The 5,886-nt window shown below is 74.5% G+C and carries 3 protein-coding genes; 2 read left to right on the top strand and 1 reads right to left on the bottom strand.

All coding sequences use genetic code 11. From position 1 onward, the window contains the following. Positions 1–173: 173 nt before the first annotated feature. On the bottom strand, positions 174–2,273 hold the full coding sequence (locus tag AB0J12_RS39290; protein WP_363269606.1) for an asparagine synthase-related protein: 2,100 nt from the start codon (positions 2,271–2,273) through the stop codon (positions 174–176). 712 nt (positions 2,274–2,985) lie between these two features. Between AB0J12_RS39290 and AB0J12_RS39295 the strand changes: the two genes are divergently transcribed. Both AB0J12_RS39295 and lhgO read left to right on the top strand, forming a co-directional pair. Next, positions 2,986–4,407, top strand: coding sequence for an MFS transporter (locus AB0J12_RS39295; RefSeq protein WP_363269607.1), 1,422 nt, complete (start codon positions 2,986–2,988; stop codon positions 4,405–4,407). Positions 4,408–4,482: 75 nt separating this feature from the next. After that, the gene (gene lhgO / locus AB0J12_RS39300) at positions 4,483–5,703 is read left to right on the top strand and encodes an L-2-hydroxyglutarate oxidase (protein ID WP_363269608.1); all 1,221 of its coding nucleotides are present in this window, start codon (positions 4,483–4,485) and stop codon (positions 5,701–5,703) included. Positions 5,704–5,886: the final 183 nt, after the last annotated feature.

Genomic DNA, 5,886 nt, shown 5'->3' on the forward strand with positions numbered 1-5,886 from the left:
CCGAGGACGGACACCCCCCACCCCGGCCCCGACTCACAGACAACGCAAGGCGCTACCGCAACCGGCCACCGGACAGCAACGGGCCGCCGCAGGCACAAAGGGGCGCGGGGAACTGCGCGACCAGCCACAACGAAACCCGCAGACGAAAACCGGCCCAGGCGCCGCAGGCCCCCTCACCCCCGCCCGCTCCCAATCCCCCGCACCGACTCCACCGCCCCCCGCGGCCTCACGATCCCCCCCGGCACCGCCCGCGCCCGCGCCGGCGTCCCCGTCCAGCAGGTGCCGCGTCGCGACAGCAGGCGCCGGAGCCACAGTTCGAGGGAGATCAGATCGGCCAGCCCGTCGAGCGGCAGAGGCTCACCCGCCACCGCCCCCCGCAGGGCCTGACGCACGACCCGCGCCTCGATCAGCCCCGCCTCCGCGAGCAGCGGAGAGTCGAACAGCTCCAGCAACGGCTCGGAGGCCACCCGCAGCCCCGTCCGCGCCGCCGCAGCGGTCGGCGCTTGGGACGGCGCCCCCCAGCCGGGCGGCAGATCGGTCACGCCCGCCCCCTTGAGCACCGTCCGCAGGATGTCCGCCCGCGCCCCCGGCTGCACCCGCAGCGTCTCCGGCAGTGCCCGGCACGCCCGGACGACCTGGTTGTCGAGGAACGGCGCGTGCAGCCGCTGGCTGCGGATCTCCGCCGCCTGCTCCAGCACCCGCAGATCCGCCGCATGCCGGGCGAGCGCCGCACGCGCGCGATAGTCACCGGGCCGCTGACCCGGCCCCACCCCGGACCGGTGCGTCGCCCCCTGCAGGCGAACCGATACTTCAGCCAGCGCCTCCCCGGTCAGCCAGCGCGCGGCAGGCCCCGGTCTGGCCCAGGTGAGCGCCGCCAGGAACGCCCCCACGGCCCCCTGGGGTTCGTCGAGCCGCCGGTCCATCAGGCGCGCGGCGAGCACGTCGAGGCCCGTGCGGTACGGCGTGCGGGCGAGCCGCCGCGCCGCGCCGTACACGCGCGCGGGAACCAGCACCGACCCGTCCGCCTTGGCCAGCGCGGCCACCGGCCGCACCAGGTGGCGCCGCTTGCGGTCCATCAGCAGGTCGGCCAGCCGCGCGGGATGGGCGTCGAGCACCTGCCGGGCGCCGTATCCGATGAAGTGGTCCGCGCTGCCCGAGGCGAACCGGGCGCGATGCCGGGCGGCCGTCACCAGGGAGGGCCCGGGCTCGTCCGTCAGCGGCCCGTCCAGAGCGGCGTACGGCAGGACCTCCTCCCCGCCCGTCACGACGACGTGGTGCAGGCGCGGGTTGGCCGCGAGTGCGCCGGCCCGTTCCAGTTCGGCCTCATGGCCGGGGACGGCGAGGTCGTTGAAGGTGACCGCCAGCAGCCGCTCCCCGGCGCCGGTCCCGTGTCCGAGGAGCGTGCCCGGCATCCCGGGCAGCCCGGCGGCGAGCAGCGCGAGCGTGCTGGAGGCGGGGCCGCCGGAGAGGTCGGCGCCGATGCCGGGCACCGGCATCCCGCGGGCGGCGCGGCGTTCGGCGGGCCCCATCCCGGGCACCGGGCCGGGGTCGAGGTCGGGCACGTGCCGCGGCGCGGCCATACGCGCGCGTACAGCTTCGATCAGCGCGTCGCGCACACCGTCGACCGCGCGGTCCGGGTCGGCCGGGGGGGCGGCGACCGCGAGGGAGGCGACGGGCTCGTACCCGGCGATTTCGCGGGCCCCGGCGCGCAGGATCAGCGCGTGCCCGGGAGGGATGCGGTGCACGCCCGCGTACGGCGTCGAGTCGTGCAGCGCGGCGGGGACGTCGGGGGCGGCGAGCAGTGCGGCGAGGTGGCCGAAGTCGAGGTTGGCCTCGATCAGGTCGGCGAGCGGCAGCGCGGCGGTGGCGTAGGCGGTGCCGCCGGCCCAGGGGGTGTGGAACACCGGTCGCGCGCCCGCGAGGTCGCCGCAGACGGTGACGCGGCGGCCGACCTTGACGACGGCCGTGTAGCTGCCGGGCCAGGCGGTCAGGTGGCGCAGGGCGCCGCCGCGCGCGGCGAGGAGCCCGACGCGCAGCTGTTCGTCGCTCGCGCCGCACAGGCCGAGGACCGCCATCCGGGTCTGGTCGTCGGCCTTGACGACGCGTACCTCGTCGGGGCGCCAGTCGCCGACGGCCCACAGGGGGTCGGGGTCGCCCCACAGGAGCTGGGAACCCACCGGGTGCACGGTCTCACCGTCGTACCCGGTGGCGCCGGCGGAGCCGGTCGCCACGGCTCCCGCGGCGGTGCTGCTCCATCCCACCAACCACCGCATCGACGCCTCCACAGGCTGTGGACAACCAGTGCACCGTACGAACGGTTCACCATGCTGCCACGAAGGACACGCCGCAGAGGTGCGACAGATGCGCTCATGCTCCCCCGAGTGCGCCCCCGCCGACCCTGATCGCGCCCCGGTCACCCTGGCGTCGGCACCGTCGACTCCCGCGCACGGTACGGCATCTACGGCGCGAATGCGCCCCCTGTGCGCTCCTCCGCAATACCCCGTGCGCCCTCAACTGCCATGGTGGGAGCGGAAATCAAACGAGAGCCACGGGGGCGAGTTTCGGCCAATTCGGCGTCTCGGCGCGGCCGTTGGATCACTGTCGTGCACGCTCCGTGCAGGTTCTGCGCACGACCGGCAGGCGTGCGGTCCGGGAGGCTTGTGGCGCCTCCCGGACCGGTCCGCCGCCCGCGGGGATGAAGGCGGCGGTATCCCCCAGCCCACTGGATCCAGTACAGCGGGCCGACCCACGCAACGCCCATGGAACCGCTCCCGAGATGGCTGGAGAAGAGCGCACGTGCGGGCGCACGGCCACACGTCAGGAGCGCGCCACGACACAGCGTGCACGGCCCGTACTCCCGTGCGGACCACAATCCCGCCAACCGGAACAAAGCCCCTTAACGCTTGGAAGCCAAGGAACTACGCTGGGTTTACGAATGCCGCGTGGTTATGCCAGAGCGGCAGCCGGCTTTGTCGAGGGGTGGCCATGTCCAGGGAGCAACGCGGGCCGAACGAAAAGCTCGGCGCCGTTCTCGCCCTCGCGGGAATCAGCAACGCAGGACTCGCCCGGCGCGTCAACGACCTTGGTGCGCAGCGCGGGTTGACTCTTCGCTACGACAAGACGTCGGTGGCGCGCTGGGTGTCGAAGGGCATGGTGCCGCAGGGTGCCGCGCCGCACCTCATAGCGGCCGCCATCGGCCAGAAGCTGGGCCGTCCGGTCCCGCTGCACGAGATCGGCCTCGCGGACGCCGACCCCGCGCCGGAGGTGGGCCTCGCCTTCCCCCGGGACGTCGGACAGGCGGTGCGCTCGGCGACGGAGCTGTACCGGCTGGACCTCGCCGGGCGCCGGGCCGGCTCCGGCGGCATCTGGCAGTCGCTGGCCGGATCCTTCGCGGTGAGCGCGTACGCGACGCCCGCCTCGCGGTGGCTGATAACCCCGGCCGACAGCTCGGTGGCGCGCGAGGCGGGCCCCGCGGAGGGGGTGGGCGCACCGATCAAAGTCGGCCACAGTGATGTGCAGAAGCTGCGGGAGGCCGCCGAGGACGCCCGGCGGTGGGACTCCAAGTACGGCGGGGGCGACTGGCGTTCGTCGATGGTGCCGGAGTGCTTAAGGGTCGAGGCGGCACCGCTGCTGCTCGGCTCCTACTCCGACGAGGTCGGCCGCGCCCTGTTCGGCGCGACCGCAGAGCTCACCCGGCTCGCCGGGTGGATGGCCTTCGACACGGGCCAGCAGGAGGCCGCGCAGCGGTACTACATCCAGGCGCTGCGCCTGGCGCGCGCGGCGGCGGACGTGCCGCTGGGGGGATACGTCCTGGCGTCGATGTCGCTGCAGTCGACGTACCGCGGCTTCGGCGACGAAGGCGTCGACCTCGCGCAGGCCGCTCTGGAACGCAACCGGGGGCTGGCCACGGCCCGCACCATGAGCTTCTTCCGCCTCGTCGAGGCACGCGCGCACGCACGCGCCGGTGACGCGCAGGCCGCCGGCACGGCGCTGAAGGCCGCGGAGAGCTGGCTGGAGCGCGCCCGGCCCGGCGACCACGACCCCTCCTGGCTGGGCTTCTACTCCTACGACCGGTTCGCCGCCGACGCCGCCGAGTGCTACCGCGACCTGAAGGCGCCGCGCCAGGTGCGCCGCTTCACCGAGCAGGCGCTGTCGCAGCCGACCGAGGAGTTCGTCCGCTCGCACGGACTGCGGCTCGTGGTCGCCGCGGTCGCCGAGCTGGAGTCGGGCAACCTCGACGCGGCCTGCGAGCAGGGCGTGCGGGCGGTGGAGGTCGCCGGACGGATCTCGTCGGCGCGCACCACGGAGTACGTGAAGGATCTGCTGCACCGGTTGGAGCCGTACGGCGACGAGCCGCGCGTGGTCGAGCTGCGCGAGCGGGCCAGGCCCCTGCTGACCACGGCCTGACCCGGGCCGGAGACCGGCGGCGCCGCACGCGTTTGAAGGCGTTGTCAGTGGCGCAGTGCACTATCGAAGCGGGAGGTGGTGCAGGTGCGGCAGAAGGTCGCGTACGACTGTGACGTGCTGGTGGTCGGCGGTGGCATCGTCGGGCTGTCCACCGCGTACGCGATCACGCGTGCCGCGCCGGGGACGCGGGTGACGGTGCTGGAGAAGGAGCCGGGCCCGGCCCGGCACCAGACGGGGCGCAACAGCGGCGTCATCCACAGCGGCATCTACTACAAGCCGGGCTCGCTCAAGGCGCGCTTCGCGGTGCGCGGCGCGGCGGAGATGGTCAAGTTCTGCGCGGAGTACGGCATCGCGCACGCCGTCACCGGCAAGTTGATCGTCGCCACGGACCGGGACGAGCTGCCCCGGCTGCACGCGCTGGTGCAGCGCGGCCGGGAGAACGGCATAGCGGTGCGCGAGCTGGGCGCGTCCCAGATCGCCGAGTACGAGCCGGAGGTGCGCGGCCTCGCCGCGATCCAAGTCGGCACGACCGGGATCTGCGACTTCGTCGGCGTCGCCCGGCAGCTCGCCGAGGCCTCCGGCGCGGAGATCCGCTACGGCGCACAGGTCGTCCAGGTCGACCGGCGGCCCTCGCTCGGCGTCGCCGTGCGCACGGCGGACGGCGACGTCGTCCGCGCCCGCGTCCTGGTGAACTGCGCCGGGCTGTACTGCGACGAGGTGGCCCGGCTCACCGGCGACGACCCCGAGGTGCGGATCGTCCCGTTCCGTGGGGAGTACTACGAGCTGGCGCGCCCGGAGCTGGTGAAGGGCCTGGTCTACCCGGTACCGGACCCGGCGTTCCCCTTCCTCGGGGTCCATCTGACCCGGGGCATCGACGGCGGCGTCCACGTGGGCCCCAACGCGGTGCCGGCCCTGGCCCGCGAGGGGTACGGCTGGGGGGTCGTCCGGCCGCGGGAGCTGGCGGGGACCCTGGCCTGGCCCGGCTCGTGGCGGATAGCCCGCCGCCACTGGCGGTACGGCGCGGGTGAGCTCAGGCGGTCGGTGTCCAAGGGAGCGTTCGTGGACGCGGTACGACGGCTCCTGCCGGCGGTGGAGGAGCGGGACCTGGTGCGCACGGAGCCGGGGGTACGGGCGCAGGCGGTCCTACGCGACGGCACGCTGGTGGACGACTTCCTGATCCGTGAGGGCGCACGCACCGTGCACGTCCTGAACGCCCCGTCCCCGGCGGCCACGGCATCCCTGCCGATCGGAAGAGAGGTGGCGCGCAGAGCACTGAAGGCTCTCGCCCAGGCGTGACCGAGGTGACTGCAGCCGACCCAGGGCCGCGGGGAACCACGCCACCGGCCCCCACCCACCCGCACACGCCCGACGACCCGCGCCCACTCACACGAGCCGCGCCCCCGTCGCGCCCTCCTTGTTCACCACCCTGTTCGCGGCGGACGGCCGGCTGCCCTGGGTGGTCCTGATCGCCACCTCGGC

This window comes from Streptomyces sp. NPDC049915 (genome assembly GCF_040656475.1).
GTDB lineage: Bacteria > Actinomycetota > Actinomycetes > Streptomycetales > Streptomycetaceae > Streptomyces.